We start from the raw sequence: 26,141 nt of genomic DNA, 5'->3' as shown, positions 1-26,141 counted from the left end.
ATTATAAGTATAAAAAATTTAACTGATTATGACAAGATAACCTTTTTAAAAACATATCCGGATATTACAGGGATATTTCCTGTAATTCTGCTATAATATCACGGTTGCATTTCCCGGAAGTCCGGTATTGTTGACTTTTACATTTAATTTGTTTAAATTCTATTATCTATGATGCTTAACCAGAAAGCTATTGAAGTTTTGAATGTCAGCAAAAACTTTGGCAGCATACCAGCTGTAAAAGATGTTTCATTTTCGCTGGACCGGGGAGAAATCCTCGGCTTTCTCGGGCCCAACGGAGCCGGGAAAACCACTACCATGAGGCTTCTTGCGGGTTTTCTTTCGCCGGACAGCGGGAAAATCCTTATAGACGGGATAAATATCCGGAATAACCCCGTAAAAACAAAGAATATGATCGGTTATCTTCCCGAACACGTCCCTCTTTACGGGGAAATGAGGGTATCGGAATATCTTGCGTTCAGAGGCTGTATCAAAATAAAAAGTAAAAAACTCTCAAGAGAAAGAATATCCGAAGTATGCAAGATATGCGACATAGAACCCGTCTTTAAAAGGCTTATCAGAAATTTATCAAAAGGCTACAGGCAGAGGGTGGGCCTGGCAGACGCCATACTTTCGGATCCTCCCGTACTCATACTGGATGAACCTACCACAGGCCTTGACCCCAATCAACTGAGGCAGACCCGTAACCTGATTAAAAATCTCGGACACCGGCATGCTGTCCTTATTTCAACCCACATATTATCCGAAGTCGAGGCAATATGCGACAGGGCTCTTATTATTAATGAAGGCAGAATCGCCGCCAATGTCAGCCTTGATAAAAACGAAAAAATATTTCTTGAATGCGAAAATATCAGCGATGATACACTGGAGAACATCCGCGGTATAAGCGAAGTGTCGGGCATCAGGCGGGTTTTGGAAAACTCACTGGAGATACAAACCAGAAATAATACGGATTCAAGAGGTGATATCTTCGAAGCGGTAGTTAAAAGCGGGGCAAAAATTCTGTGCATGAAACATACAAAGGATTCTCTTGAAGATTTATTTATGGAAATAACCTCAAAACAGAAAATACAATGAAAGAATTCCTGGCGCTGACAAAAAAAGAACTGAGATTTTATTTTCAATCTCCCGTCGCTTACATAATACTTGCCGCATTTCTTTCGGTTACGGGGTATATGTTCTATATATATACAGGCCTTTTAAGCATTCCCGGAACTCCCGGCATAATTTCCGTAATGAGATTCTTTTTCGGAGGCACCTGGCTGTTCTGGGTTCTTCTGCTTATGGTTCCCCCTTCCATCACAATGCGTCTGTTCTCGGAAGAATACAAAACAGGAACCATAGAAATCATAAAAACATCCCCCCTGAAAAGCTGGCATGTAATTCTTTCAAAAATAGCCGGCGGTTACATCTTTTTCCTGTTTCTCTGGCTGCCTACTTTCTCGTATGTGCTGATAGTCGCTCTCTTCGGCAAACCGGACATGGGACCCATTTTATGCTCGTACATCGGAACCGCGCTTGCGGGCATTATGCTCATTTCCATAGGGGTCTTCACATCCTCTCTAAGCAAGAACCAGCTGGTTTCATATATGCTGGCCATAGCCATATCATTTATTTTTCTCACAATAGGCGTAATGGAAGATTTCGTTTCCGACTCTGACTGGAAAGCAGTCATATCTTTTCTGTCTTTTCCCAATAATTTCGCCAATTTCCCGATCGGGATTATCGACCTTGAAAGCGTCGTGTATTTTATTTCCTTCAGCTGGTTTTTCATTTTGCTGACATTCATTTCTTATAACAGGAAGGGCGCCGGTGAATAGACTAAGAAGAATACTGAACATTATCAATATATCCGCGGCGGTATTTTTCGCTTTGCTTATTATTTCCATGCTCGGTTTTATCGCTCATCGCCATAATATAAGGTTTGACATGACAAAAAGCGGAATAAACACTTTGTCCGAGAAGACGGTCTGCCTTCTGAAAAACATCGATAAAACAATGAACATATATGTGATCTTCGATCCCGCCAATATCGTTTATACCCCGATACTGAGGCTGCTCGAACAATATTCCGCTCAAAACAATAAGATCGCCGTTCAATTGGTTGATCCGGATAAAGACATTACCAGATTAAAACTCATTGCCCAGAAAACAAAATTCGCGGACAGAAACTGCATGATTATCTCTTACAAAGATAAAATAGAAGTTATCAGGGATACGGATGTCGCCGTAATCTCGGGAGGCGACGCAAAAGGGGCTTACAGAAGAATCATCGAATTTTCCGGGGAGGAAGCCCTGTCGTCGGCTATCCTCAAACTGATTGAAGACATATCTTCGTCCGTTTATTTCACGACAGGACACGGAGAGAAGATCCCCGATTCAACCCAAAAAGATGAAATGGGGCATGCTTCCATAATACTCAAAAGGCAGAATATCGATGTAAAAACAATAGATCTTTTAAAAACCTCTTCTGTGCCGCCCGATTGCGCCCTGTTAATAATCGCGGGGCCGAAAACCGTTTTTTCGGAAGAGGAAATTATCGCCGTAAACAACTACTTGAACAACGGGGGGTCCGCTTTAATGCTTATGGACCCGATGATATACACCGGCCTTGAAAATGTCCTTATAGAAAAAGGGATAGTCGTCGGCAAAGATATTGTAATAGACCCGTCAAGAAAAATACCGCTTGTGGACATTTCAAACCTATATATAGAAAATTTCAATCCCGAACACACCGCCACTTCACGGATCATTAAAAGCGCCACCATACACCCGCTTGCCAGGTCTGTAAATCCAAACCCTTTAAGCACAGGGTATAAAGTCGAGGTTCTGTGCGCGACAACCGAAAACGGATGGGGCGAGACAGAGCCCGCGGATTCTCCGGTAACTTTTGATAAAGATAAGGACAGGGAGGGACCTGTCCCGATATGCGTTTCATCAACTTCCCAAAACCGTAAATTTCCCATGCGGCTGGTTGTAGTGGGCGATTCCGATTTTTGCTCAAACTCCCAGATCGCAAACAGGTCCAATGCCGACCTTTTCGCGAATTTAACCAACTGGTGCCTGAATAAAACTAAGATTCTCTCAATCGAGGCAAAAAAACCCGAAGACACAAAACTGCTTTTGAATTTAACCCAATTGCGCACAGTCAGGAATCTCTGTGTTTTTGCGCTTCCGGGAATATCCGCATTATTCGCCTTTATCGCCTGGCTGAACAGGAGAAAATAATGAAAGCAAGACACGTTTTTATTCTGTTTGTTGTTTCAGCCTGTCTCGGATTCTATATTATTAGGGCGGAATTAAAGGAACCGGAACGGGAAGAAGATATCATATCCCGCGCCAAAGTTTTTTCATATGATTTTTCAAGGGTTGAAAGCTTGTCTGTGTCAAATGCCGGCGGAGAAATATCTCTCGAAAAATCCGGCGTCGAATGGAAAATCACAGCGCCTTTCAAATATCCGGCGGATTCGGCAAAGGTAAACAAATTCCTGTTTGACATGCAGTTTTCGCCGGTAATAAGAGCCATCAACTATGATAAAGAACTGGCCGAAAAAACCGGGGTCAGTTCCCCTGTATGCTCCGTTTCAATATCTTCTCCCTCCGGCGCATCACATATAGATTTTTCAGGCGTTGAGACTACAGGGGATACTTCTTACGGTCTGGATAAAAACAATAATTGCATAATCGTAGTTGAAAAAAAACTTATAAAAACATTATGCGAATTAAAACCGGATGAATTCAGGACAAAACAGCTTATAAAGATATTTCCGCAATTTACGGACAGGATAGTTTTCCAGACACAGGATAAGATTGCGGAATTCACCAATATGGGATCTTATTGGAAAATCACCAGGCCTTTTCAGAGCAGGTGTAATTCAAAAGCTTTTTCTGAGCTTATAAATACCGTGGTTTCCGCAAGAATCGAGGAATTTCCCGGGCCCGGCGGCATCCCCGCGCATATATTCGATAACAACTCTCTTACTATCAGGATCAAGCCCTCGGGTTCGGACAAAGAAAAGGTCTTTTTTTTCGGCCCATTTTCAGATGACGGAAGGAAAATGTACGTGTATCAGGAAGACCTCGACACTGTCTGTATTATAGATTCATCCATACTCAAAAAGATATCTCCCGAAATTGAAACTTTCAGGGACCTCAGGCTGGCGACTGAAGAGGTGGTAAAATCCAGCTCGATTAAAATTTCCGCCGGGGATAACCTGATAGAGCTTGTGAGAGAAAAAAACGAATGGAAGCTTCTTTCTCCCGCCGGTAATTATGACGCCGATTACAACGCGGTGTTCGCGTTTTTTAACCTGTTCGTCAGGACAGAGGCTCTTTCCATCACACAGGCGGATACAGGAATTTTCCCGGGCCCGGCGGCAAAAGTGGAATTCGTTTGCGGCAACTCCGCATGGGATATAAATTTTTATGAATCCGGCGGCAGCCTTTACGCCAAAACCCCGGCAGACGATTATTTCCTTGTCCTGGACAGCGGCTTGAAATATAAGCTTTACGACCTGGATTTCTGCCAGTTTATATCCAGGAAGGTCATGTCTTTCCCCATCGTCGAAATCTCTTCCGTAAAAATCAAGGATGACAAAGGCGTATACACTTTTAACAAGAACGGGGGAAACCGCTGGGATGGAAACGGAAACGCCTCTTTAATCAACGATCTTCTCTGGAAACTAATGGAACTGAAGGCGGAGAAAGTCCTGACCGGAAAAAAATTCATACATTCGGAGCCGTTTTTAACCATTGAGCTTTACGATAAAGAAGAAATTTTTACGCTTAAAATTATCCGCGGCGAAAACGGTTCATTCTTCGTTTTAAAGAACGGGGACTCTCCGGCATATCTGATTCAACGTGATATCATAGATCTTGCCGGAAAAATCACGGACGGGAATTAATCAACCCCTGTCTATATAGATTCTCTGGACCCTCTTATTTATTGAAGTAAATATCTCATACGGGATGGTATCGGCCATTCGCGCAACTTCCCTGGCGGTAATCTCTTCCCGGCCCTGTTTCCCGATAAGGACCGCCGCGTCTTCCACTTTTACATTTCTTATTCCGGTAATATCCACCATCATCTGGTCCATGGTGACAGTTCCCAGTATCCTTGCTCTTTTCCCGCCGATAAGCACGTATCCCCTGTTTGAAAGCAGGCGGGGATAGCCGTCTCCATAGCCCACCGGTAAAGTCGCGACTTTCATCGGTTTATCCGTAATAAAAGTCCTTCCATAGCTTAATGCTCTCCCTTCGGGAATTTTTTTGATAAACGCAATTTTGGTTTTCAGCGAAAGGACCGGGGCAAGCTTAGAGCTGTCTTTTACGAAATCCGAGGGGCTGACGCCGTAAATCGATAAGCCGGGACGCACCATATTCAAATGCGCCGAGGGAAGATTGAATATCCCCCCGGTATTTGATATATGCCTGAATCTGATCGGGATATCACCTATCTTACCCAGAAAATCCGCAAACCATCTTAACTGTTGATTTGCAAACTCAAGGTCTTCTTCATCCGATGTCGCAAAATGGGAACAAACCCCTTCTATAATAATATCAGGAATTTTATAAACGGACCTCACAAACTCATCCGCCTGCTTATGCCATACGCCTATACGCCCCATCCCTGTGTCTATTTTTATGTGGACGGCTGCTTTTGTCCCCCTGCTGCGGGCCGCCGCGGACAGAGCATTGACCATTTGCCATGAGCATACCACCGCAGATAACCTGTGCTCGATAAATTCTTCCGCCTGTCCGCTCATACCGGAACTTAAAACTATTATAGGAATATTGCTGAAAGCGTTTCTCAATTCAATGCCTTCCGACAAACTCGAAACCCCAAGCGCTTTTACTCCGAGTTTAACAGCTTCTCTTGATACTTCTATCGCTCCATGGCCGTAGGCATTGCATTTGACTATGGCCATTATAGCAATGTCCCTGCCCACCATCCTGTTTATGACTTTAATATTGTTCCTCAAGTTTGAAAGATCTATTTCAGCCCATGTTTTCAGCAAACGGTAATCATAAGACGACTCTCTCTCAATCTCTTTTATAACGACCTGCTTTTTAAAAATCATTATCTGGAACCCCCCGGCTTAAAGTCCATCATATAAACCGGCTTCAACACTCTGCGCATATCCGGTTTCCGGAAAAATAAAGCGGCGGAATAAACCGCGTCCGGGAAAATGCTTTTTTTGTCTTCAGGCGCGCTTTTGAATTTTTCGGGGAATATCCCCGCGAAAAAATCTTTCTCGTATTTTGCCTTTATCTCAGCGTCCGGAAGTAATTGTATTTCACCCAGCGGCTCGGCATGACCTGAATATTCCCTGATAAAACTGTAACCGGTTTTTGAATCTATCACGGTTATTATTTTCCTGCCGGCATTCAGCCCCTCAGAACAACAGGCATAGGCAATGGAATCATTGGCGGCGATACCGCAGGTTTCAACCTTTTTACCCATACCCGAATAAATCCCCGCGGTAAAAGCCATCCCCAGCCTGATGCCGGTGAAAGAGCCCGGACCCGTTCCGCATACAATAGAATCTACGTCAGTTAACGAACCGGGCGCTTCGGCAAAAATGTCCCTGACGCTCTGCAGAAGCGTTTGCCTTGAATTCAAACGTTCGCTGATAACCCGCTGCGATATGACTTCGCAATCCTTCAAATAAGCAATACTCGCTCTTTCCGAAGTTGTTTCAATGCTGAGCACATTCATTAAAGATTAAAACCTTTTATCTTAATTTCTCTTTCCGTTTTATTGATTATCTTTATATAAATTTCTTTTCTGTTCGGCGGTATTATACCTTTCGCTTTTTCCGCCCATTCGATAAAGCACACGCCGTCACCGTAAAAATAATCTTCGCACCCAATGGCTCTTATCTCATCGGGGCTGTCTATCCTGTAGAAATCCATATGATAAACAGGCATCCTGCCCTCATAAACATTTACAATAGCAAAACTGGGGCTGTTCACTATTCCGGTGATGCCGAAGGCTCTCGCGAATCCCTGGACAAAACAGGTTTTTCCCGCGCCAAGTTCCCCGAAAAGAGCCACTACATCGCCTTTTTGAATTTTATCCGCGACCTTTCCGGCAAGCGCCCTGGTATCATCCTGACTGTATGAAATAAATTTATCCGTCATATTAAAAATGTTTATACCCGTCCATGTTCAAAGCCGTTATTTTTTGATTCTTTTCCACCATAACATCGCTGCCTTTTATTATCCGGCCTATTTCGGTGGCTTTCAGATTAAAAAACTTTTTCATGCCGTTTTCAATGCTTCCGGCCGATCCGGCGGGCACCGTAAAAAGCAATTCGAAATCTTCCCCGTCAGTTACAGCTCTCTGAAAAGATTTTTGTCTGCCGTATTTCTTCAGCGCCCCGGATACAGGCACCTTATCAGGGTATATCACCGCGCCGCAACCGCTCATCTCGCAGATCCGCCTTAAATCGCCGGCAAGCCCATCCGAAACATCTATCATGGAATGGATGACAAATCTTTTCGTAAGGTATCTTGCCTCAAAAAGCCTTGGCCGGAACAGGAGATGTTTCCTGTTTTCAAGGGATCCGCCAAGCCTGCCGGTCACCATGATTGCATCACCTGTTTTCGCCCCTTTCCTCAGAACAAGCCGATTCTTTTCAACCAATCCGGTCATTGCAACCGAAATAAAAAGCTCTTTGCTTTTCACCGTATCGCCGCCGGCCAGGTTAAGACCGAACTTTTCCGCCGCCTTAAGCATACCCTTATAAATATTTATCGCGTCCCTGTCCGAAATACGTCCCGGAATACCTACCGCAACAACCGCTTCCGCAGGCAGGCCGCCCATTGCCGCTATATCACTTACGCTGACGGCAACTGACTTATATCCGACTTCAAATAATCTATCCTTAACGGTAAAATGGACTCCCTCAACAAGAGCATCGCATGTAAAAAGCTCATAAAACCCTTTTTTGCCGGATTTAATCACGGCAGCATCATCTCCGATACCCGCTTTTAATCTCCCGGCCCGCGGTGTCAAAACGGCAAACTTTCTTATCAACCCAAATTCACTTTCTGCCATAACTCCCCTGTTTTTCCCTCAGCATCAATATCTTCTTTTTGTAAGGCGGCGTAATCATCCCTTTTTCGGTAATTATGCCCGCGATCAGAGATGAAGGCGTTACATCAAATGCGGGATTGTAGACCTTAACATTTCCGGGCGCTGTTTTTTTACCCCCGCAACTGGTTATTTCGCCGGCTTCTCTCTGTTCAATGGGAATTTCCCGGCCGGTCTTTATATTAAAATCAATTGTAGATATCGGCGCCGCGATGTAAAAAGGTATGCTGTGGGCTCTCGCCAAAGTCGCAATACCGTAAGTCCCTATTTTGTTTGCCGCGTCACCGTTCAAAGCTATCCTGTCCGAACCCGTAATAACCAAGCCGATTTTCCCTTCTTTCATGACCTGGGCGGCCATGTTATCGGCGATTAAAACCGTATCTATCCCCTCATGCAGCAACTCCCATGTGGTAAGTCTTGCCCCCTGCAAAAGAGGCCTGGTCTCATCAACATAAACAGTGAAATTTTTACCGTTCCGTTTTGCAGAAAAAAATACGGATAGGGCGGTTCCCGATCCTCCCGTCGCTAAAGCGCCGGCATTGCAATGCGTTAAAATTCCCATACCTTCCTTTATAAGGGATTCCCCGTTCTTCCCTATTCTGGAACACCTCATTTTATCATCATTAAGGATATGCACGGCTTCCCGCAGCAAGAGCTGTTTCATTTTTCCGCAGTTTTTCAGTTTCCCCGCCTGCGCTGTTTTTTTCATCCTTTCCAACGCCCAAAACAGATTGACGGCCGTAGGCCTGGAAGTCGCAAGGTAATCCGCCGCTTTAAAAACATCTTTTCTCAGCGTTTCGCAATTTTTTGCCTTGCTTTTCAATGCGGCAAGAGCAACGCCAAACGCGCCGGCAATCCCTATCGCGGGGGCCCCTCTTACCACAAGCCTCTTTATTGAATCCCTCAGGACATCTATGTTATCCGTCACAACATACGTTAATTCCCCCGGCAGTTTGGTCTGATCAATCAACTTAACCTTGCCCTTACTCCAACTGACCGCTTCTATAGACATTTTTGCTCCCCCCCGCCTTCTTACCCGCCTATAACGTTTATCATCCTGTAAACAAGCAGCGCCCCCGCAAGGCTAAGCGCGTTATGGAGCGCATGAAATATAATCGAAGAATATATAGACCCGGTTTTCTCATAAACATGGCAAAACGCCAGCCCTAAACCGAATATAGGCAAAAAACTCAGCAGATTCATATGTACGGCGGAAAAAAGAAATGCCGACAATAAAGAAGCGCCTGCGACGCCAAGAAATTTTTTGCACCCCCTGTATAATATACCACGGAAAAATATCTCTTCGATTATCGGCGCGACAAAAACTATAAAAAGGATGTAACTTAAAAGCTCCCACAAGCTTTTTATATCTTTTATGCTGGAGACAACCGCCTGTATTTTAAGCTGAAAACCAAAATATCTGGCGACCACAGCGGTTATTTTGCTTAAAAATATATATAAAGGATAAAAACCTATGTATGCCAATACTCCATACATAATGCTCTCTTTTATCTTCTTTGTCTCAAACAGCGCGGCCAGCTTCCAGTAATATTTTTTATAAACAATAACCGAAAAAACACCTATGACAAAAATAATGATTAACTCGCTCACAAGCATTTGTACAGTCATTGAAGGTATCTCGCTCACAAACCCGCTTTTCAGCAGTGAGCCGAGAAGGAGCTGGAATAACAGTGTAAAAAGAATAAGCAGGAGCAAAAGAGCCATTGAAAGAGAAATGCCCCATGGAACAGTCCCGAGCTGAACCGTGTTCCTCCTGTATATACCCGAGAAAAAATATAACGCCGACACAACAGTCCCGGAAACCATCAGGAACAGCACAAGAAAAGAATAGGCCATAAAGCCGGCTATTTCGGATGTTATCCCCTTATTGAGCAGATAAGCCTGAAGTTTTGCTCTATCTATGGAAAACGTTACAGGGTCTTCATCTTCCATTTCCAGCGAATAAGCCGGACAGGAAGACACCAGCACAAACAACAGGAATAATAACAGTACCTTTCTTTTCATAATCCCACAGAAACTGATTCACGGTTAAGCCGTTGAAAATAACGTGCAGTAATTATACAGTGCCCGGGATGAAAATTGAAGAAACAAATGTTTTAATCTTAAGGTGTATCCCTGCCGCTGATGCCGTCAACGGTCAGGTTCGGGTTCGGAAGCAGGTCTCCGGCCGGAATAATGTCTTCAGCTTTTAAATACTTAATCCGCCCCGATACAAACAGAAAATTTCTGTAACCGCTCCAGCACCACCATCCATTATCATCTTCAACCGGATAATGGTTGCTGAGCCATTCCCCGAGCAGTATTTTATTTTCCGGAAACCTTACTGCGGCCAGCTTCTGGGGATAACATCTCAGAGACGCATTACTATATGTGTCTTCCGTAGACATTGAGTTTATCTGGGACGGGCTGTGGTAAAACGCGCATGAATAAGAGTATGATGTCCCCTCCCACTTTTCCTTCGCGACTTTATCTCCCGGGCAAAAAAGGACATCCGGACGTTCCGAATCAACCGTGGTTAACAGGTAGGGAGAAATAACTTCTCTCCAATTCCGGCCCATCCAGAGATAAGGATCTCCGTTGACGGGAAATGTTTCATCATAATCGTTTAAATACATGGAAAAAGCCAGATATAACTGGTGGAGGTTGGACATGCATACCGACAACTGGGCATGGTTCCTTGCTTTTGAAAGCGCCGGCGCGATAAAAGAAATAAGCAGAGACACTACGGCCATAACCACAAGCAGTTCAATAAGCGTAAACCCTTTCAGGGAAAAGGGTTTCCCGCCGTTTTTAAAATCGGCGCCTGTTTTATAAAAGGATTTATCTTTGTCCATACCGGAAAAACTCTTTTCTGTCCCGCAACGGTCTCCCGACGGGGTATGATCCGCGGCAGAGAATCAGCCTTTAAATGTCAACCTATTGAAAATATCTGGTTAACATTTAAACAAAAACTTTTCTTTTTGTAAATATATTTTATTTTTTAAAAAGCAGGACTTCATCAACGGGTTTTCTGGAAAAATACCCCGGGCGTATCTCGCGGGGTTTGCCCAGAGGAATAACGGATGTCAGATGCCAGGGTTCTTCAATGCCGAGGATCTGCTCTATTTCTCTCTGGGCTATAATGGGCCCTGTCATCCAGCATGTTCCGTAACCCATCGCATGCGCGGCCAAAAGAAGATTTTGAACGGCGGCGGAAACACTCTGGATAGAAGCGTCTACAAAAAACTGCTCTTCTTTCTCTTCTTCAGGCATATATTTATGCAGGATATTTTCAAATACAGAGCGGAGCGGCCGCGTCAGAACACAAATAACAGCCGGCGCATCCTGAAAAAATGTAAGATATTGCAGGTATCCCTTAAAATGTTCTTCCGCTTTCGCCGATTTTATGTTCCCTTTTACAGCGCTGATTTTTCTGTTTACGCATCCGGCCATTGAATTTTTCAATGCCCGGTCCCTGACAACCACAAATCTCCATGGCTGCTGGTTAGACCCGCTGGGCGCCGTTACGGCATATTCAATGATTTTTCTGATATCGCTGTCGGGAACATCATCGCCGCGAAAAGTTCTTACGCTTCTCCTGCTTTTCATGATTTCAAAAATATCCGTCATATCACCTCCCGCTTAAGCGTCAGAATACACTTATCTGCTATCGGTCCTGCCGCCAGGCGGCCGATAGCGTAAATCCCATCGCCCGAAAATTATTTGATAATCATATAGCCGGCGACAATTAACAGGCACACGCCAAAAATTTTGCGTAAAATGACCTCCGGAAGGCCGACAGCAAATTTAGCCCCGAGATAACCGCCTAAGATAAAACCCAAACACAGCAATCCCGCGACCAGAAAATCAACATGCCCCTGCCTGTAATAAGTCAGAGCCGCAAGTATGCCTATGGGCGGAATCAGCATCGCCAGAGTAGTCCCCTGCGCCGCATGCTGCGAAAAGCCGAAAATATAAATAAGACAGGGCACAATGATAATTCCGCCGCCGATACCAATTAAACCGCTGACAACCCCCGCAAAAACCCCGATTGTCATATACAAAAATAAATTCAGCACTTCCCCCTCCTTATTTTAACCGAAGAATTACTTTTTACTATAATCAGTCCCCGCCGCCGCTACTCATCATCGCCTTGCTATAACATATACCGGCGGATGAAATAAATAAAACTTCTTTGAACATAATATTTTTAAAAAGGCCCCCTATGCCGCATCACTTTACGGGGTCATACCCCCCCGGCGAAAACGGATTGCACCTTATTATCCTGAAAAGCCCGAGTAAAACACCCTTAAGGATCCCTTTCTTTTCAATCGCCTCTATCATATACTCGGAACACGAAGGGTAATACCTGCATCTTCCGGGAAAATACCTGAAGGTTTTCTGATAAAGTTTTATTAAAAAAATCAAAAGACGGGAAAACCGTTTTGACAACCTGTTTAATAACCCCCTGACCGCCTTCATTTGACGGCCTTTAATTCGTAAATCTCGATTTCTTTTTCTTTCCCTTTAACCTTCACGGCGCCGAGCTCTCTCACCTCGACCTGATCTTTTACAACATCATATGTGTTTTTGCTTATTATAATGGACGTCCCGTATTCTTTATTTGTAGCTTCCAGCCTAGCCGCAAGATTTACATTATCTCCCACTTCGGTATAATCCATTATTTCAAGAGAACCCAGATTGCCCACGACCATATCCCCGGAATTAATCCCTACTCTTATATGGATGTCCTTACCGGTCTCTTTTTTCCAGAATTCATTTATTCCCTTAACTTTTTCAATCATATCAAGCGCTGTCCTGCAAGCTCTTATCGCATGATCGTCCTTATAAACCGGAGCGCCGAAAACACACATTATTCCGTCGCCGAGAAATTTATCCACAATGCCGCCGTTCTTATAAATAACCTCGGCCATTTTTGACAAATAAACATTCAAGATGGACACTATTTTCTCGGGCTCCATATTCTCACAAAGAGGGGTAAAATTAGCTACATCCGAAAACATAACTGTCAAAAACCTTTTTTCGCCGCCGAGTTTCAGTTTTGACGGGTCCGCCAGAATCTCTTTGACAAGTTCCCTGGAAGCATACTGGCCGAATACTTTCCTGATCCTCTTCTTTTCCCTGTTCTCGGAATAAAGAGTCATTACAATAACAACACCGTAAGTCAAAAAGAGAGAAAGCAGGGGATAGACCGCTTCCACTAATATATTGAACCTTGTAAAAAACACCTGGGAAGCAAAAAGAAAGACAATGACTATAACAACAGGAAAAAGCGTTAATTGGGCAACAGACAGTTTTCGCCCCGCCATAGAAATGGAAAATCCGAACAATACTATAAGAATACCGGTGATAATATCGCTGTTCCGGGGCTTCCTGAGAAAATCATCATTTAAAATATTCGCTATGACATTCGCATGTTTTTCAACCCCCGGAAGCACCCGCGAAAGAGGAGTGACGTAATCATCCCCTATACCCGGATCAACCGCCCCGAACAACACTATCTTATCTTTAAACGAACCTCTCTGGAAAGCTCCTATATAAACATCAAAGAAAGAGTAATACCTGAATGTCTCGTTCCCCCCGTAATAATTGATAAGCATCCTGTTCTTCTTGTCTACAGGTATATTTACATCGCCGAAGACGATACTTTCGCTGAAGTTAAGCTTTATATCTTCTATTTTCAGGTTTTTGAATTTTGCCGCAACCTGCATCCCAAGGGGCATATAAACCGAATCCTCGTACTTTATGGCCATTATTTCCCATCTCAGACATCCGTCGGAATCAGTCAGGACATTGACAAATCCCTCGCCGGCGACTGATTTCTCTATCGCCGGAATTGTTTTTGCCAGGCCCGGAGCCATTACAGGAGGATATTTTTCCCCGTTCTCCCAGGCTCCGAATTCCTTATAAGAAAACTTCTGCAGCGCCGAAAGTTCATTTCCCCTTAAATAATCCCGGCAAAGAGCTCTTTGCCCCTCCATGGAAAAATACACCGGCAATATCACATTGCCGCATTCCGCTATAACACCGCTCAGATAGGCATCCTCGTCAAGGATAGCGTCAAAAAATGATTTATTCGCTTCCTGTTCCTGGTCTTCCTGTTTCAGACTCCGGATGGCATTCAGCACATCTATTTTGTCCATTTTAGTCGCGGGTTCGGTATAAAGTATATCCAGACCCACAACCACGGCGCCGTCTTTTTTCACCAATTCAATTACCTTGCCGATAACAGAGCGTTTCCACGGCCACCTTCCCAGCCTGGTAACGCTTTTTTCGTCGATAACGACAATACATATGTCTTCACCGGGGTCTCTCGGCCCGCGCAGCCTGTACTTTAAATCAATAAACTGGTTTTCTATCCTCTTAAAAAGCGCTTCTTCCGTACTGGAACAATACATAAGAAGCACAACCGCGGTAATAAGCATACCCGCAACAGCAATAAGATTATGAGGATGTTTTACATTCATATTTCACGTCCGGCGTACAATCGCTGAAAATATTAAAGCCCTTCGATCGTTTTTCCGATAACCTGTTTTGATATTCTATAATTATATGACACTCCAAGCCCGCGCGTTCCGCAATTTTCATACCTTCTTCCGCGCCGGCCGCCGTTACAGCCGCCAATAAAAAAACAGGGGTTTTTTATCATTTTCATTTCCGGCAACAGGAAACTGTTAAAACGGTTTTAATTTTTCCGAAGGAGCCGGGCCGGATTGAAGGTCGATCTTTGTAAACGCCACAACCTTTTTTAACCCGATTCTCTTGGCTGAATCCATTAATTCTATGATTAACCCATACGATACATCCTTATCCGCTTTCAAGATCATCGTAGGCTCCTTTGAATTATCAAAAACCTTTTTAAGCTGCTTTTCAAAGTCGCCTGTTTCGACTTCGATATCATTCACCAGTATTTTCCCGTCCTTTGTGACAATCACAATTATTTCCTTTGTCTCTACAATATCCGAACTTTTCGCCGTAGGAAGCTCAATTGTAAGACCGGGATGCTCAAGAAATGTCGACGTCACCGCAAAAAATATGAGCAGAAGAAACATCACATCTATGAGAGATGTGATGTTAACTATAACCTTGCGTTTTTTTCTTTCGCCGAATTGCATAATTTTTAATGGTAAAGGCTGTGAATCATCTGCGCGGAATGTTTTTCCATATCGAGGACAAGCGCGTCAACTTTTCTGTCAAAATATCCGTAGGCAACTATGCTCGGTATGGCAATAATCAGGCCGACGACCGTTGTTATAAGAGCTTTGGATATCCCCGCCGATAATGCGGCCGCCTGCCCAACGCCCATATGCGAAATAACACTGAAGATTTCCACCATCCCTATCACTGTCCCCAAAAGCCCGAGCAGAGGAGATATAACGCCTATAACTTCCAGAAGAGTGAGGTGCTTTTCCAGAAGCTTCATTTCGGTCCTGCCGGCAAGTTTAATCGCCTCAACATTATCGGCTTTGGAAAGGCCCCTGTTAAGAAGCCCCGTCTTAAGAACATTGGACAGGGGGCTGGAAACCTTTTCACATTTCTCTATCACATCTTCCGGGTGTTCGGCAATATTATCTATATTGTCAAAAATATCCACGATCCGTTTAGGTATAACACGGTCTTTCCTCAGGAACCACAGCCTCTCGATAATAACCCCGACCGAAACCACAGAACAAAGCACGAGAAAAACCATCGTTGTTCCGCCTCTGACAAGAAGTTCTAAAAAGTTCATCGTCAAAATCTCCGTAAAATTTTATCTACCATCCGTATGAAAACTCAAATGTCATCCAAAGACCGTCAGACCTCAGGGCGCCTGCCACTTCTTCTTCCATTCCCGGAAACGGGGCCGCTTTTTCTATGGCTAAAAGCCCGTACCTGGCGTCAATCTCCCTGCCCTTATGCCCGATTAAAGTCAACTCCTTGAGTTCGCCGTCCGGCATTATCTTAAAAATGATTATGGTATCTCCCGGATCGACATTCATTTTATCTTTATAAACATAATAATACCAGTGTTTTTGTATCCTCTTTTTAACCTCTTTCACATAAGGACCTATGATATCCGATTTCACATTGTACTCTATCTCATTGAAAATTTCCGCGTTCGATTTCCTGTCCGAAATCGGCTCGTCTATCGTATCCTCAAGTCTTCTCGAAACTCTCGGTATCGGAACATCGGCTGTTTTCAGGGTTACCTGTTTGACCTCCGGCTTCTGCCGCTGGGCATTTTCCTCTTTCTGCGAGCTTGCAGTCACCTTTTCCTGAACGGGAACAGTAACCAATCCCTCCGCCGTAGCCGTTTTAATCCTTTTATCGGTAACGGGTGCTTCTTTTGCGGATTTTTTTTCATCTGCCTCCGGCGACAGCGCCTCGGTTTTAGCGGCAATATTCGTGAAATCCCTTTCTTTGCCCATATGTTCCGACTTTCCTTTGCTGAAAGGCCTGGGGGTTTTTCCCGCGTCGGAACTCAGCAGGTCAGATGCTTTTGAAGACTTATCCGATATCGCCTCCGGAATGTCGGGGGGTTCTTCCGAAACAGTATCCGGCGTATCGAGAAAAGGTATTTCCTTTATGGGTTTCTCTTCGATAAGATTAAATGTCACGGATTTTTCCGCGGGTTCAGGCAAAGACACGTTGAATAAAAAGCCCATATACCTGGAAGCCGTGACAAGCAGCAGCACATGCAGAAAAACAGAAAAAATTATTGAGAAAACAAATATTTTCTCAACTCTGTTTTCCTCTTCAAAATACTGCCAGTCATCTATTATTATTTTTCTCATTTATGCTTCTCAGCGGACCGTCAAAAAAAGTTTTATAGCATCCCGGGCATAAATCATAATACCGTTCCGAATACACCTGCCTGACCAGCTCCTGTTCCGGCATATCCTTCATCTGCTCAATCAAACTATTTATTTCTTCCTTTATATCCGCGCTGTTTTCCTGTTGAACACAATCGGGAGCGCAGACACCTTCGATTTTAACGCAATACCTTAAATCGCCTTTCCGGATCTCTTTCAAGCACCCGTCGCAAATATAAATATCGGCTGCGGCTCTCATAATTTTATCAGCGCGGCCCTGAAACTGCTTTTACGGCTTTTTCAACAGCTTCACCGGGCGCTACCGCCGTTATCAGATCCGCCTCTCTGCCTTTAATACTGCACTTCCATGTATTAAGACCGACCACAGGCCTGCCGATGTTCAATGCAAACGCTATTTCCGATAATGTCCCGTACCAGCCGCCTATAGCTATAAGGGCATCGCACATTTTCACTACAAATATATTTCTCGCCGCGCCTATTCCCGTAGGAAGCGCCACTGTCAGGTATTTGTTAGAACCTTTTTTGTCTTCGCCGGGAAGTATTCCGACCGTTATCCCGCCGTTTTTGAATGCCCCTTCGCACGCCGCTTCCATAACGCCGCCCATACCGCCGCATATCAATATATGTTTTTGCAAAGCGATAATCCGGCCTGTTTCCCCGGCAAGCGCGGCATCCTCACCGCTGCAGGACGAGCCTCCTATTACGCCTATTCTCAAAGTATATCTCCAATCCGGCACAAAAAACCGGCTTAACCTGAAATTATATCACAAATTAAAATTAACACTTAACAAAGCCTCTGTTTTTTGTTTAATATCTATTATAAATTTGATTGCGATGAAAGGTGTGCGGCGGTGAGAAAGATATCTGTTTTATGGTTTGTCGCTTTAGCGGCTTTGGCCGGATACTTAAACGCCGGGGCTTCCAACCTGGATAAACTGAAAAAAAGCTCCCAACTCTCTTCTTCCCCGAACGGTACATCGGAGAATAAAACAATCCAAATCAAATCCATAAAAAAGCAGACCAGTTTCCCGGGGCTTAAATGGCCCTCCGTCGGCGGGTTTAATTCGCAGAAGGTCAGGGCGTTGGTCATAGACTTCAAAATAAAAACAAAAGACGGCGTTGACTGCGGCTCTTCAAAAGCCGTTCTTATCGACAGCATAGAAAGAATCGTCGGCGCCTTTAAAATCTCAAAAAAACCCGATTACAGGTCAAGTTATGTCACGGGCTTCACTTTTAACGGGATCCATACCTTTACCGCATATTTCTTCTATGATGACACTGTGCAATTCAAGTACGCGATAATCTTCATGGGAAACCCCCAAAACTATGTAATGGATTTTTTTCCAAAAGGATTTAATCCGGGCGAAGAATTGATTAACAGGGCAAAAGAAGCCGCCGGTTTCAATTAATGCGCACGCTCAAGAATAAAAAAATCCATTTTATCGGCATCGCGGGAAGCGGCATGTTTCCGCTGGCCTGTTTCTTAAAAGAAAGAGGGAATTATATCTCGGGTTCGGACAGGCTGTTCGATAAGAATCAGGCGGGAGATACAAAAAAAGAACTTCTGGAGAAAGGCGTCGAACTTTTCCCCCAGGACGGGAGTTTTGCTTCAAAAAAACCGTATTATGATATGGCTGTTTATTCACAGGCAGTCGAATATTCCGTTCCGGATTTCAAACAGGCAAAAGACAATAAAATCCAGCTTGTCCACAGGGCGGAGATGCTCGCGATGCTGAGTTCGTCCATTCCTTCAATAGCAGTAGCGGGAACAAGCGGAAAATCCACAACAGCGGGAATACTTTTTCACATAATGAAAAAACGGGGAAAGGATGTATCTTTCATCTCCGGGGCAAGGCTGTCCGGGGGAACGCAGTACCATTCGGGCAGTTATCCCCTGCTGATACTGGAAGCAGACGAAAGCGACGGTTCTTTAACCAATTACAGCCCCGAAACAGGCATTATCCTCAATATATCCAACGATCATATGGAAATGGCCGAGCTTCTTCAGCAATTTGAAAGTTTTTCATCGAATATAAAAAAAGATTTGGTGCACTCCTCTTCGGTAAATATAACCATCGAAGGGAAAAACCTGCGCAAAGTCATATTCGACAACCCTTCAGATTATAAAACCATAAAAAAAAGCAGGAACGGATCGCTTATCGAATATAAAGGCATCCCGATAATGATTAATATCCCGGGAGAGCATAATATTTTAAACACGCTTGCGGCATTGAAAACAGCCGAATTATACGGAATCCCGGCGGAAGACTGCGCCGATGTCATCCCTTCTTTTCCCGGCATAAAGAGGCGGCTTGAAAAAATCGGCTCCGCAAAAAACACGGACATTTACGATGATTTTGCGCATAACCCCGATAAAATAAAGCATTCCATCAAGAGCCTTACCCCTTATTATGAAAAACTGGTCGTGATTTTTCAGCCGCACGGATACGGCCCCACAAAACTTCTGTTCAGAGAACTGGTATCTGCTTTTTGCTCCAATCTCAGAAAAACAGACGAATTGTATATTCTGCCCATATATTATTCGGGCGGCACCGTATCGAAAAATGTATCATCGGATGATCTGGCAAAGGAGATATCCGGCAAAGGGGTCAAGTGCGCGGCGGCAACAAGAAAAAATATATTTTCTAAAATAAAAACTTCCGGGAAACCGACCGCCATAGTAATAATGGGAGCCAGAGATTCATCTCTTACGGAAATTGCGGACGCCATGGCGGAATTCATCGGGAAATGACTGTTTTCCTTCCGTCGAACCGTATTCTGCCGTCTCTTATAAGGCTGATTGCGTGAGGAAGCGCTTTATGTTCCTCATCCTGTATTTTTCTGTGCAGGCTTTCAGGGGTATCGCCATCTTCCAGATGCACAACAGCCTGTTCAATAATCGGTCCTGTATCCATTCCCCGATCCACAAAATGAACCGTGCAGCCGCTGACTTTCACCCCGTATTCAACCGCCTGTTTCCATGACTCCAAACCGGGAAAAGAAGGAAGCAAAGCCGGATGGACATTGATTATTTTTCCGGGAAAAGCTTCGAGAATGGCGCCCTTGACCATTCTCATAAAACCCGCGAGCACCACTAATTCAACACCGTTATCCCGAAGGCGGTTTATATATTTTTTTTCAGCCTCGCCGTCCAGTTTGGTTTTATAGGGAGCGGCATCTATATAGAACGCCTTAATATTGTTTTCCCGGGCCCTTTTCAGTATATAAGCATCCTTCACGTCGCTTATAACAACCGCGATTTCCACGCCTTTGAGCTTCCCGTTTTTGACAGCATCAACAATTGCCTGGAAATTTGATCCTTTTCCTGAGCCTAAAACCCCTATTTTCATAACAACTCCGGAATTATTGTCCGGGGATTATCAATTCGTCCCCTATTTTTATCATATTGGGGTCATCCATGTTATTTGCTTCCATTAAAGATACTATCGTGACCCCGTATAATTTGGCGATAGCCGAAAGTGTTTCTCCGCTTTTAACAATATGCGCATCTCCTGTTGAACCGGCCCGAAACCCTTTCGCTGTTTTTATCGCTTTTATTTCCTTTCTTATCTCTTCATTTTCGGACGCCACTTCATCTATAACAGCATTGATTTTGTCATCCAGCTCTTTTTCGAGGCCCGAATACAGAAGGTTGAGCTTTTCTACTTCTTTTTTCAACGCAATAACTTCATCAGCAATCTTTTTCAGGGAATCTTTAAGTCCGGTTTCCGAATCTGAACTTTTGGCCGCTGAAATATCCGCCCTTTCATTTAAAAGGCCGATGATTTCCTCTAAGTTTATTATCTTCCTGTTTATCGAACCTATTTCTTCTCCAAGCCTTGCCTGAACTTCCTCCGCAGTCAAAGAATTTCTGGCGGCGTCCGTATATACACCGGGAAAACCTGCCATACAAAACAGGCATAAGATAAAAACTCTTAACAGGTTAAAACGTTTCATTGTCCCCCGTAAAAGCGGATTTTATTCGGCAAGAAGGAAATGAGCCCTTCTGTTAAATTTCCATGCTTCCTCATCATGCCCGGAAACCGCGGGTTTTTCTTCCCCATATGATACTGTATGCATACGGCTTGAAGACACCCCTAAAGTAACCATGTATCTGCGCACCCCTAACGCTCTTTGTTCTCCAAGAGCAAGGTTATACTCGTTCGAACCGCGCTCATCGCAATGGCCTTCGACCAGTATCGCGGCTCTCGGATGATTTTTCATCCAGGAAGCGATGTTTTCAAGCGTATTCCGCTGGTCTTCCTGTATTACGGAGCTGTCATACTGGAAATAAACATCCTTAAAAACATTTTTCAATGTCGGGGAAGGCTCTTTAAACCTGCTCATGTCGGGCGCGTCGGTCAAAGCAATATCTTCAAAACTCAAAGCCGCATCTCTTTCTGCGGCAAGCAGAGCGTCTCTGGAAGATTTTTTCTTTCCGGCGCAACCAAAACAGGTTACAACAAAAATACCCAGAACCAGATATATCAGCACGCCATTTCCCTTTTTCATTTCTTTACCTCCCCGATTTTAGTTTAATAGTCCGGCAGCTTCGACTATTTTTACATTTTATTCTTTTTACTGCCGGACTACTTATCTATTAAACTGTTTTATTCCGGCGACCAGGCCGGAAATTCTTCATCAAACCTGTCGCTGGTTATTTGTACTAATTTACCATCGGCTATGTCAACAACATATAAATCCGAAAGATAATTTTTCGTTCTTTTGAAAACAATATGCCTGCTGTCCGGAGCCCAGGACGGGTCATCATCATCAAATCGCCCGTCCGACACGCGTATTATCTCTTTGGTTTTAACATCCGAAAGGCAGATTTGGAACCTCCCGTTCAATTTGGACGAAAATGCTATCCATTTCCCGTCCGGCGACCAGCAGGGAGATGTATTATATGAACCGCTCAGGGTCATCCTTTCAAATTCCCCTCCGGAAGCATTTATCGAATATACCTGGGGGCCTCCGCTCCTGTCAGAAACAAAAGCGATTTTTTTCCCGTCCGGCGACCAGCAGGGAGAGCTTTCCGCCGCTCTGGTTTTCGTCATCCTTTTAAGCGAAGAACCGTCAACCTTCATTACATACAATTCCGGGTTGCCGTCTTTGCTCAAAACAAGCGCAATGCCGCTCCCGTCCGGCGAAAAGGAGGCGAACGCGTTAAGACCGGCAAAAGCGGCTAATTTTCTGCGCGCGCCGCTTGTCAGATTCTGCATATACACATCAGGATAACCAAGCCTGTATGATGTATATATGAGATTATCCCCGTCAGGGGACCACCCGGGCGATAATTCAAGGCAATTATCACCGCTGATTTTTCTCCAGTTTTTTCCGTCATAGTCCATTATATATATTTTTTTTATTCCCGTCCTGTTGGAAACAAAAGCTATTCGCGTGGTTGAAATACCTTTTTCGCCTGTAAGAGTTTTAAGGATATCGGATGAGACAGCATGGGAAATGCCGTCCAGCCGGCTGGACGGGCCCTGATATCTTTTGGCAAAAATATTTTTCCCTTCCGCGACAATAAACATTCTGGCCTCGGCGGTTACATTCTCTCCGGATTCCGTCGTTTCAATAGTCACAAGCACTTCCGTGCCGGCCCTGCCCCATTCGGGAAAATTCAGCTTCCCAGACTTATACGTATCGTTCGAAAACTCCCTGTTTATTATATCAGCATAACCGGAAAGCTCAAGGTCGGAAGACACTGTTTTGACGATTTTGCTGTTTGGGGCAGATCCTGTTTCCGGTAAGGCGATTTTAATTTTCTCCCCCGCCTGTTTTCTTATCTGAAGATATACTCCCGCGGTTTCCGCGGTTTTAACACATGAAAAAAGAAAACAAGCCAGCAACACCCAGCCTAAGGTTTTTGACATCACCGCCTCCATTGTCCTTCACATATAGAAATAATAATCTTACTTCGTCAACTCAAATCTGATGTTTACGCTGCGAAACCCCTCGGCAAATTCAGCCGGCAAAGGGGGAAACGGAACAGAATCGGAAACCGCGCTCATCACAGACTTATCAAGAGACGGATATCCCGACTTTTTCTTCAACTCGAGCCCGGAAATTGTCCCGTCCTTCATTATCTTAAAAGAAACTACCGCAAACAGGGAATCTTTTTGAAGCAACGCCGCGCTCGGCTGCTCCCATTTACCGCTTATTTTACTCATTATCAGGCTGTCATACCATGTGTAAGGGAAATTATCCGGTTCAATAACGGCCGAAGTCCTGGCTTTCTCCGCTTCGGACGGTTTTGTCTCCGCGGAGGAAAGCTCTTTCCGGAGTTTTTCCCTTAAAGACTCCCTTGCTTTTTCGGGTTTGGGCTTTATTTCGGCTTTCTTTGCCGAATATATATTTTTTTTTACGGTATCTTCCGTTTTCGGTTTTGGGGGAACCGGTTTAACAATTTCTTTCTTCTGAATATTTTTCGGTTCAATTTTCTTTGTTTCCGCAGGCTCGGTTTTCTTTAATGACGGGATGTCTTTAATAAGAGTTACATGATGAACCTTTGCGGGATAATACCGTTTAAACGAAGCCGCCGAAAAGACCAGCAGCGTCAGGAATATAAATATATGTACGCCGATGGAAAAAATCCAATGAGGGGAAAACCTGAAATTTTTCAAATTTTTATACATATTTACCGAAGCTTTTAATTATAATTTTCGGAACCGGTTGCCATGCCCACATTGTTTACCCCCGCATTCCTTATTCTGTCCATTATTTTTATAACGCTTTCGTAGGTCAATTTCTTATCCGCCCTCAAAATAACGGGCAGTTCGGGATTGTTATTCACCATAACGGCAAGCCTGTTCTCAAGTTTGTCGAGTGAAACCTTCACATTGTTCAAAAAAAGTTCGCCTTCCTTTGAAACACTGACTATGACAGGCGCGGTCCTGGATTCCATCTTCTTGTCAGAGGCGACCGGCAGGCGCACATCTATCCCCTGTTCAATCATAGGAGCGACGATAATAAAAACGATTAAAAGAACAAGCATGACATCCACAAGATTGGTGATATTAAGTTCGCTGTAAACCTGATTGTTCTTCTGTTTGATAAAGGTCTTCATAAAATTAGATGCAGTAATGTTTTTCTATGGCTGCCATCAATTCCATGGCAAAATTTTCAATATCAGTCGACACCTTGCGGTTCCTGGAAGAATAATAATTATAAAACAACACCGCGGGGATGGCTACAAGCAATCCCGCAACTGTGGTCAAGAGGGCCTGGTATACGCCGGGCGCAACAACTGAAAGTGAGGCGTTCCCCAGTGTTCCCAGCCTCTGAAAAACAAGCAATATGCCCGAAACAGTGCCGAGAAGACCCAAAAAAGGCCCGCACGATATCGCGGTCGCCAGCACAGCCATCGACCTGTTCAATTTATCAAGTTCATCTGTTATAGTTCTGTAAATCGCGTTATGTATGTGTTCCAGGGCAACCTTGGGAAGCCGGTTCTGCCCTCCTTCAGCATGATGTTGTATAAAATAATCCAGCTCTCTGCAGGCAGCCTCATAAACAGCAACCACCGGGACGCGCGGCAGAGATAAAGAACTTTTGAAAAGCTCGAGTATGGATTCGCTGTTTTTCTTTATCATATCCTTAAAACGCCGGGTTTCCCGGTCAAGGACCCGGTACTCCTGCCATTTCCTTATCGCAACAGCCCACGACCACACGGACAGTCCGATAAGAGCGGAATATATTATTAAACCTACGATTTTCGAGACTATCAAATTACACAGCCTTTCAGGTTGGATATTCAGGGGGTATTATATACTGAATACCCGGAAAAACCATTCAAAGTCTAATCAAAATAACACACTTAAAGCCGAAGTGTCAATTATTACATAAACCCGGCATTTTACCGACGATATTTCTTGACACGGATATATATATTTTGAGATGATTTACAATAAGGTCGGGGGGGATGATTTTGCAGAGAAAAAAACTGATTGTGGACTGGAACATCCAGTTTCGGTTTATGCTGATTTTTATTATCCCCGTATTGATATTCGGCGGACTCGGTTTTATATTAATCTACAGATTAGGCGATGATTTTGAGGAACAGTCAGCCCTTGATTTCCAAAATCAGCTTGATTCTCTCCGCAAAACTGAGGTTTTTCTTGTCAATTCCAGCGTAACGGGAAAAGATAAAATACTTAACCTGTTGGACAACCAAAAAATATCCCTGAATGAACTGCGCGGCCATGTGGCCCGGCACTGTAAAAAAATGTCCGTTCTGATAACCTTATACTATATAGCGGTAATAATGGCAAGCGCGGTCATGGGACTGATAATCTCCCACCGGATTTTCGGGCCTTTTAAACGACTGAGAAACAACCTTGAAATAATGGCAGACGGAGACCTGTCAAAAAAAATGTCCGTAAGAAAAACAGACCAGTTCAGAGACCTGCTGGGAGCAATCGAAACAATGCGCCAGAATATACATGAAAGCATAGACGAGTATGATAAAACCCTCGAAGCGGTAAGCAGGTTTGTCGAAAAAATAGAACTTGACCTGCCCAACAAAGAAGGATGCCATGAAATCGGGAAATCCCTCGAAGAACTGAAAAAAGAACTTAAAACACATGATGGCAAGAGCATGGAAGGCCGTAAAGATGCTTGAGAAAAGATTATGTCTTTTTGAAGAACCCGGCGAAATCAACACGGAAAAATGCATAGAAATAGCTGACGACAATCTTAAATTCGGTTATAAATATATAATCCTCGCGACCACATCCGGAACCACCGCGGTCAAGTTCGGAAAACATTTTAAAGACAAGAGCGTTAAAATCATCGCCGTAACACATTCAGCAGGATTTGAAAAACCTTCTGTCCAGCAGGTATCCGAAAAAACAAAAGGCGAAATCAAATCACTGGGCGTCACAATGTTCACGGGAACAATACTGACTCACTCCCTTGAAACAGCCTTATCGAAAAAATACAGCGGCCTCTACCCCTCCCAGATAATCGCATCTACTTACAGGACAATATGCCAGGGAGTAAAAGTCTGCGCGGAAATCGTTATGGAAGCGTGCGACGCCGGGCTGGCGCCGGAATCCGAGGAAGTCATCGCGGCAGCGGGAACAGGATGGGGAGCGGATACGGTATGTATAGTTAAATCTCAGGCGTCAAAAAGGTTTCTGGACTTAAGGATCCTGGAAATACTCGCGAAACCCAGGGCCTGAGGA

The 26,141-nt window shown here is 44.2% G+C and carries 32 protein-coding genes; 8 read left to right on the top strand and 24 right to left on the bottom strand.

Annotated elements, in window-relative coordinates:
* The first annotated feature begins 168 nt into the window (after positions 1–168).
* The 4 genes from M0R36_05370 to M0R36_05355 are packed head-to-tail and all read left to right on the top strand — an operon-like array spanning position 169 to position 4,922.
* Positions 169–1,095 (top strand): ABC transporter ATP-binding protein, encoded by a 927-nt coding sequence (locus tag M0R36_05370; protein ID MCK9555227.1) that lies wholly within the window; start codon positions 169–171, stop codon positions 1,093–1,095.
* Positions 1,092–1,838, top strand: a complete 747-nt coding sequence (locus tag M0R36_05365) for an ABC transporter permease (protein MCK9555226.1) — start codon at positions 1,092–1,094, stop codon at positions 1,836–1,838. The genes M0R36_05370 and M0R36_05365 overlap by 4 nt, the downstream gene beginning before the upstream one ends.
* Positions 1,831–3,246, top strand: a complete 1,416-nt coding sequence (locus tag M0R36_05360; protein ID MCK9555225.1) for a GldG family protein — start codon at positions 1,831–1,833, stop codon at positions 3,244–3,246. Before M0R36_05365 ends, M0R36_05360 begins: the two co-directional genes overlap by 8 nt.
* Positions 3,246–4,922 carry a DUF4340 domain-containing protein gene (locus M0R36_05355; GenBank protein ID MCK9555224.1) on the top strand — a complete coding sequence of 559 codons (1,677 nt, stop codon included), beginning with the start codon at positions 3,246–3,248 and terminating at the stop codon, positions 4,920–4,922. The genes M0R36_05360 and M0R36_05355 overlap by 1 nt, the downstream gene beginning before the upstream one ends.
* Here the strand turns inward: M0R36_05355 and alr are convergent, their stop codons facing one another.
* From alr to M0R36_05270, 17 genes are all read right to left on the bottom strand, one after another.
* A complete protein-coding gene (gene alr / locus M0R36_05350; protein MCK9555223.1) occupies positions 4,923–6,098 on the bottom strand; it encodes an alanine racemase in 1,176 nt (391 codons plus the stop codon).
* Positions 6,098–6,736: a tRNA (adenosine(37)-N6)-threonylcarbamoyltransferase complex dimerization subunit type 1 TsaB gene (gene tsaB, locus M0R36_05345; protein MCK9555222.1), complete on the bottom strand. Its 639-nt coding sequence runs from the start codon at positions 6,734–6,736 to the stop codon at positions 6,098–6,100. The genes alr and tsaB overlap by 1 nt, the downstream gene beginning before the upstream one ends.
* Entirely contained in the window at positions 6,736–7,161 is a 426-nt protein-coding gene (tsaE, locus tag M0R36_05340) for a tRNA (adenosine(37)-N6)-threonylcarbamoyltransferase complex ATPase subunit type 1 TsaE (protein ID MCK9555221.1), read from the bottom strand. Before tsaE ends, tsaB begins: the two co-directional genes overlap by 1 nt.
* A gap of 1 nt (position 7,162) precedes the next feature.
* Positions 7,163–8,080, bottom strand: a complete 918-nt coding sequence (locus M0R36_05335) for a thiamine-phosphate kinase (GenBank protein ID MCK9555220.1) — start codon at positions 8,078–8,080, stop codon at positions 7,163–7,165.
* A complete protein-coding gene (gene mtnA, locus M0R36_05330; protein ID MCK9555219.1) occupies positions 8,067–9,128 on the bottom strand; it encodes an S-methyl-5-thioribose-1-phosphate isomerase in 1,062 nt (353 codons plus the stop codon). Before mtnA ends, M0R36_05335 begins: the two co-directional genes overlap by 14 nt.
* Positions 9,129–9,148: 20 nt before the next feature.
* A complete protein-coding gene (locus M0R36_05325) occupies positions 9,149–10,141 on the bottom strand; it encodes a CPBP family intramembrane metalloprotease (GenBank protein MCK9555218.1) in 993 nt (330 codons plus the stop codon).
* A 98-nt stretch (positions 10,142–10,239) separates the two neighbouring features.
* Positions 10,240–10,971: a type II secretion system GspH family protein gene (locus tag M0R36_05320; protein MCK9555217.1), complete on the bottom strand. Its 732-nt coding sequence runs from the start codon at positions 10,969–10,971 to the stop codon at positions 10,240–10,242.
* Positions 10,972–11,110: 139 nt separating this feature from the next.
* A complete protein-coding gene (locus tag M0R36_05315; GenBank protein ID MCK9555216.1) occupies positions 11,111–11,746 on the bottom strand; it encodes a nitroreductase family protein in 636 nt (211 codons plus the stop codon).
* A gap of 89 nt (positions 11,747–11,835) precedes the next feature.
* Positions 11,836–12,195, bottom strand: coding sequence for a sulfite exporter TauE/SafE family protein (locus tag M0R36_05310; protein ID MCK9555215.1), 360 nt, complete (start codon positions 12,193–12,195; stop codon positions 11,836–11,838).
* A gap of 154 nt (positions 12,196–12,349) precedes the next feature.
* Entirely contained in the window at positions 12,350–12,598 is a 249-nt protein-coding gene (gene yidD / locus M0R36_05305; GenBank protein MCK9555214.1) for a membrane protein insertion efficiency factor YidD, read from the bottom strand.
* A complete protein-coding gene (locus tag M0R36_05300) occupies positions 12,595–14,604 on the bottom strand; it encodes an adenylate/guanylate cyclase domain-containing protein (protein MCK9555213.1) in 2,010 nt (669 codons plus the stop codon). Before M0R36_05300 ends, yidD begins: the two co-directional genes overlap by 4 nt.
* Before the next feature lie 32 nt (positions 14,605–14,636).
* Positions 14,637–14,792, bottom strand: a complete 156-nt coding sequence (locus M0R36_05295; GenBank protein MCK9555212.1) for a hypothetical protein — start codon at positions 14,790–14,792, stop codon at positions 14,637–14,639.
* A 19-nt stretch (positions 14,793–14,811) separates the two neighbouring features.
* On the bottom strand, positions 14,812–15,252 hold the full coding sequence (locus tag M0R36_05290) for a biopolymer transporter ExbD (GenBank protein MCK9555211.1): 441 nt from the start codon (positions 15,250–15,252) through the stop codon (positions 14,812–14,814).
* Positions 15,253–15,257: 5 nt separating this feature from the next.
* Complete coding sequence (locus tag M0R36_05285; GenBank protein MCK9555210.1) at positions 15,258–15,866, bottom strand: MotA/TolQ/ExbB proton channel family protein; 609 nt, start codon at positions 15,864–15,866, stop codon at positions 15,258–15,260.
* 25 nt (positions 15,867–15,891) lie between these two features.
* Positions 15,892–16,911: a hypothetical protein gene (locus tag M0R36_05280; GenBank protein MCK9555209.1), complete on the bottom strand. Its 1,020-nt coding sequence runs from the start codon at positions 16,909–16,911 to the stop codon at positions 15,892–15,894.
* Entirely contained in the window at positions 16,889–17,188 is a 300-nt protein-coding gene (locus M0R36_05275) for a hypothetical protein (GenBank protein ID MCK9555208.1), read from the bottom strand. Before M0R36_05275 ends, M0R36_05280 begins: the two co-directional genes overlap by 23 nt.
* Before the next feature lie 7 nt (positions 17,189–17,195).
* Positions 17,196–17,666 carry a TIGR00725 family protein gene (locus M0R36_05270; GenBank protein ID MCK9555207.1) on the bottom strand — a complete coding sequence of 157 codons (471 nt, stop codon included), beginning with the start codon at positions 17,664–17,666 and terminating at the stop codon, positions 17,196–17,198.
* A gap of 135 nt (positions 17,667–17,801) precedes the next feature.
* Between M0R36_05270 and M0R36_05265 the strand changes: the two genes are divergently transcribed.
* Together M0R36_05265 and M0R36_05260 are read left to right on the top strand one after the other, a co-directional pair.
* Complete coding sequence (locus M0R36_05265) at positions 17,802–18,359, top strand: hypothetical protein (protein ID MCK9555206.1); 558 nt, start codon at positions 17,802–17,804, stop codon at positions 18,357–18,359.
* Positions 18,359–19,702, top strand: a complete 1,344-nt coding sequence (locus M0R36_05260) for a Mur ligase domain-containing protein (protein MCK9555205.1) — start codon at positions 18,359–18,361, stop codon at positions 19,700–19,702. The genes M0R36_05265 and M0R36_05260 overlap by 1 nt, the downstream gene beginning before the upstream one ends.
* Here the strand turns inward: M0R36_05260 and purN are convergent.
* The 7 genes from purN to M0R36_05225 form a co-directional block, all read right to left on the bottom strand.
* The gene (gene purN / locus M0R36_05255) at positions 19,689–20,300 is read right to left on the bottom strand and encodes a phosphoribosylglycinamide formyltransferase (protein ID MCK9555204.1); all 612 of its coding nucleotides are present in this window, start codon (positions 20,298–20,300) and stop codon (positions 19,689–19,691) included. The two genes, M0R36_05260 and purN, sit on opposite strands and share 14 nt — an antisense overlap.
* 13 nt (positions 20,301–20,313) lie before the next feature.
* Positions 20,314–20,907, bottom strand: coding sequence for a LysM peptidoglycan-binding domain-containing protein (locus tag M0R36_05250; GenBank protein MCK9555203.1), 594 nt, complete (start codon positions 20,905–20,907; stop codon positions 20,314–20,316).
* 21 nt (positions 20,908–20,928) lie between these two features.
* The gene (pal, locus tag M0R36_05245; GenBank protein MCK9555202.1) at positions 20,929–21,462 is read right to left on the bottom strand and encodes a peptidoglycan-associated lipoprotein Pal; all 534 of its coding nucleotides are present in this window, start codon (positions 21,460–21,462) and stop codon (positions 20,929–20,931) included.
* A gap of 98 nt (positions 21,463–21,560) precedes the next feature.
* Entirely contained in the window at positions 21,561–22,829 is a 1,269-nt protein-coding gene (gene tolB / locus M0R36_05240) for a Tol-Pal system beta propeller repeat protein TolB (GenBank protein MCK9555201.1), read from the bottom strand.
* A 39-nt stretch (positions 22,830–22,868) separates the two neighbouring features.
* Entirely contained in the window at positions 22,869–23,591 is a 723-nt protein-coding gene (locus tag M0R36_05235; protein MCK9555200.1) for a TonB family protein, read from the bottom strand.
* A gap of 14 nt (positions 23,592–23,605) precedes the next feature.
* The gene (locus tag M0R36_05230; protein ID MCK9555199.1) at positions 23,606–24,022 is read right to left on the bottom strand and encodes a biopolymer transporter ExbD; all 417 of its coding nucleotides are present in this window, start codon (positions 24,020–24,022) and stop codon (positions 23,606–23,608) included.
* Between the two features lie 4 nt (positions 24,023–24,026).
* Complete coding sequence (locus M0R36_05225; protein MCK9555198.1) at positions 24,027–24,683, bottom strand: MotA/TolQ/ExbB proton channel family protein; 657 nt, start codon at positions 24,681–24,683, stop codon at positions 24,027–24,029.
* Positions 24,684–24,883: 200 nt separating this feature from the next.
* Between M0R36_05225 and M0R36_05220 the strand changes: the two genes are divergently transcribed.
* Complete coding sequence (locus M0R36_05220; protein MCK9555197.1) at positions 24,884–25,576, top strand: methyl-accepting chemotaxis protein; 693 nt, start codon at positions 24,884–24,886, stop codon at positions 25,574–25,576.
* Positions 25,569–26,138: a hypothetical protein gene (locus tag M0R36_05215; protein ID MCK9555196.1), complete on the top strand. Its 570-nt coding sequence runs from the start codon at positions 25,569–25,571 to the stop codon at positions 26,136–26,138. Before M0R36_05220 ends, M0R36_05215 begins: the two co-directional genes overlap by 8 nt.
* Positions 26,139–26,141 lie beyond the last annotated feature (3 nt).

The organism is bacterium (assembly GCA_023228325.1).
Lineage (GTDB): Bacteria > Auribacterota > UBA6266 > UBA6266 > UBA6266 > UBA6266.
Note: the sequence above shows the minus strand (reverse complement) of the source record. Positions and strands in the feature narration are given on the sequence as shown.

Excerpts from the sequence above, each read along its gene's own strand:
- alr (MCK9555223.1), bottom strand. The coding sequence starts at position 6,098 with ATGATTTTTAAAAAGCAGGTCGTTATAAAAGAGATTGAGAGAGAGTCG.
- M0R36_05320 (MCK9555217.1), bottom strand. The coding sequence starts at position 10,971 with ATGGACAAAGATAAATCCTTTTATAAAACAGGCGCCGATTTTAAAAAC.
- M0R36_05235 (MCK9555200.1), bottom strand. The coding sequence starts at position 23,591 with ATGTATAAAAATTTGAAAAATTTCAGGTTTTCCCCTCATTGGATTTTT.
- M0R36_05275 (MCK9555208.1), bottom strand. The coding sequence starts at position 17,188 with ATGAGAGCCGCAGCCGATATTTATATTTGCGACGGGTGCTTGAAAGAG.
- tsaB (MCK9555222.1), bottom strand. The coding sequence starts at position 6,736 with ATGAATGTGCTCAGCATTGAAACAACTTCGGAAAGAGCGAGTATTGCT.
- M0R36_05335 (MCK9555220.1), bottom strand. The coding sequence starts at position 8,080 with ATGGCAGAAAGTGAATTTGGGTTGATAAGAAAGTTTGCCGTTTTGACA.
- M0R36_05290 (MCK9555211.1), bottom strand. The coding sequence starts at position 15,252 with ATGCAATTCGGCGAAAGAAAAAAACGCAAGGTTATAGTTAACATCACA.
- M0R36_05285 (MCK9555210.1), bottom strand. The coding sequence starts at position 15,866 with ATGAACTTTTTAGAACTTCTTGTCAGAGGCGGAACAACGATGGTTTTT.
- M0R36_05300 (MCK9555213.1), bottom strand. The coding sequence starts at position 14,604 with ATGAATGTAAAACATCCTCATAATCTTATTGCTGTTGCGGGTATGCTT.
- yidD (MCK9555214.1), bottom strand. The coding sequence starts at position 12,598 with ATGAAGGCGGTCAGGGGGTTATTAAACAGGTTGTCAAAACGGTTTTCC.
- M0R36_05365 (MCK9555226.1), top strand. The coding sequence starts at position 1,092 with ATGAAAGAATTCCTGGCGCTGACAAAAAAAGAACTGAGATTTTATTTT.
- M0R36_05260 (MCK9555205.1), top strand. The coding sequence starts at position 18,359 with ATGCGCACGCTCAAGAATAAAAAAATCCATTTTATCGGCATCGCGGGA.
- M0R36_05370 (MCK9555227.1), top strand. The coding sequence starts at position 169 with ATGATGCTTAACCAGAAAGCTATTGAAGTTTTGAATGTCAGCAAAAAC.
- tolB (MCK9555201.1), bottom strand. The coding sequence starts at position 22,829 with ATGTCAAAAACCTTAGGCTGGGTGTTGCTGGCTTGTTTTCTTTTTTCA.
- M0R36_05280 (MCK9555209.1), bottom strand. The coding sequence starts at position 16,911 with ATGAGAAAAATAATAATAGATGACTGGCAGTATTTTGAAGAGGAAAAC.
- M0R36_05295 (MCK9555212.1), bottom strand. The coding sequence starts at position 14,792 with ATGAAAATGATAAAAAACCCCTGTTTTTTTATTGGCGGCTGTAACGGC.
- M0R36_05230 (MCK9555199.1), bottom strand. The coding sequence starts at position 24,022 with ATGAAGACCTTTATCAAACAGAAGAACAATCAGGTTTACAGCGAACTT.
- mtnA (MCK9555219.1), bottom strand. The coding sequence starts at position 9,128 with ATGTCTATAGAAGCGGTCAGTTGGAGTAAGGGCAAGGTTAAGTTGATT.
- M0R36_05325 (MCK9555218.1), bottom strand. The coding sequence starts at position 10,141 with ATGAAAAGAAAGGTACTGTTATTATTCCTGTTGTTTGTGCTGGTGTCT.
- M0R36_05315 (MCK9555216.1), bottom strand. The coding sequence starts at position 11,746 with ATGACGGATATTTTTGAAATCATGAAAAGCAGGAGAAGCGTAAGAACT.
- tsaE (MCK9555221.1), bottom strand. The coding sequence starts at position 7,161 with ATGACGGATAAATTTATTTCATACAGTCAGGATGATACCAGGGCGCTT.
- M0R36_05250 (MCK9555203.1), bottom strand. The coding sequence starts at position 20,907 with ATGAAACGTTTTAACCTGTTAAGAGTTTTTATCTTATGCCTGTTTTGT.
- pal (MCK9555202.1), bottom strand. The coding sequence starts at position 21,462 with ATGAAAAAGGGAAATGGCGTGCTGATATATCTGGTTCTGGGTATTTTT.
- purN (MCK9555204.1), bottom strand. The coding sequence starts at position 20,300 with ATGAAAATAGGGGTTTTAGGCTCAGGAAAAGGATCAAATTTCCAGGCA.
- M0R36_05355 (MCK9555224.1), top strand. The coding sequence starts at position 3,246 with ATGAAAGCAAGACACGTTTTTATTCTGTTTGTTGTTTCAGCCTGTCTC.
- M0R36_05215 (MCK9555196.1), top strand. The coding sequence starts at position 25,569 with ATGCTTGAGAAAAGATTATGTCTTTTTGAAGAACCCGGCGAAATCAAC.